Origin of the sequence: Barnesiella propionica (assembly GCF_025567045.1) — a bacterium.
Lineage (GTDB): Bacteria > Bacteroidota > Bacteroidia > Bacteroidales > Barnesiellaceae > Barnesiella_B > Barnesiella_B propionica.
Map to the genome: position 1 here is coordinate 1 of NZ_JAOQJK010000021.1, position 1,502 is coordinate 1,502.

Annotated in this window: 2 protein-coding genes; both read left to right on the top strand. The window is 40.0% G+C overall.

From position 1 onward, the window contains the following. A partial coding sequence (locus OCV73_RS14600) for a T9SS type A sorting domain-containing protein (RefSeq protein WP_147553337.1) occupies positions 1 to 114 on the top strand: 114 nt, incomplete at its 5' end. Between the two features lie 66 nt (positions 115 to 180). Beyond that, positions 181 to 1,502: phosphodiester glycosidase family protein (locus OCV73_RS14450; protein ID WP_147553339.1), on the top strand; the 1,322-nt coding region annotated here is incomplete at its 3' end.

Here is a 1,502-nt window from a genome sequence, read left to right on the forward strand (position 1 = left end):
GGATTTGTCACGGAAGGCAATTTCGTATCGGTCAAAGGTATTTCTTCCGGATTATATATATTGAAGATCAGTACTCAGAATGATATTAAGATTACAAAATTACTTATTAAATAATTAGTATTTACAAGCCGTCTCAAGTGTTCTTATAAAATACTTGAGACGGATCATTAAAGAAATGCCATGAAAAATAATTACTTTAAAATAATAATATTCTTGTTGTTTTCAGCCGTGCCTTTCTGGAGTAACGGAACAATTCTCATAGGTGGCGTGGAACGACAAGTCGATACGTTGGAATACAGGCAGATAGGTCCTGGAACTGTTTATACCCGGATGAATTTCCCTGAAATACCGTTGAATGTATATACACTTACGATGGATATGGGAAATGATTATAATATAATTGAAACCTTTCAAGGCGGAGAAAGGGCCGGTAAAACCGAAGCTATGACAAGCGCATATAATCGTTTGTCTTCTCCTGGACATCAGTCATTAGGATCAGTAAATGCCAATTTCTGGATTGTTCCTACACAAGGTATGGATGAGATTCTGGGGGTACCGCATAGTGGGTGTATACGGAATGGAATCATGGTTTCTGACCCGAACGAATGGCAACGGGAGTTAGGAAATGTCGGGTTTACCGTGATGGATAAAGATAAAAAAGCCTGGATCGAAAATTTGGAATTTGAGGGACGGGTAATGATAGAAAATGTCGGAAACTATAATATTTCGGAAATAAATCGTGTCAGAAAAACGGACGAGCTTGTTTTTTTCAATGAATATTTAGGACAGGATGTAACTCGTACCGATGATAATGGAACAGAAGTCTTTATAAAACTGGCCGACGGAGAATCCTGGGGTGTAAATAAAGACGTAACATGTGTAGTAACGCGCATTATAAAAGATAAAGGAGCGAATGCTCTTGAACCCGGCGAATGCTGTCTTTCCGGCAATGGAAGAGCGAAAGTTTTTCTGGAAAATCTATCGGTTGGAAATACTCTTAAAATCAATATGGATATTTTTACGACCGAGGGAGGTATCAGGCCTGATATTCTTCAAATGGTTACAGGTAATGGAGTCGTCCTGAAAAATGGTGAACTGACGGACCGGAATTATGACGGTTATAACAGTACTTTATATCCCCGTACGGGTATAGGAATGTCTCAGGACCGGAAGACTATTTATTTTATTGTTATAGATAAAAAAGGTAATTCGATAGGAGCAAATACCGAGACTATGTGTCAGATTCTCAAACATGCCGGAGCCTGGAATATTGCGTCTATGGATGGAGGCGGCTCCGCCCAGATGATGATAAAAGGTGCGATAGTGAACAATCCTGCCGACGGTAAGGAGCGTGCCGTAGCCAATGGCTGGATGGTATTCTCGACGGCACCTGAAGATAAAGAACTGAAAAGTCTGGAGTTCGATACATATAATCTTGAAGTTCCGGTATATGCCTCCTTCATACCCCAGATATTAGGTTATAACCAGTATGGTGTACTGGT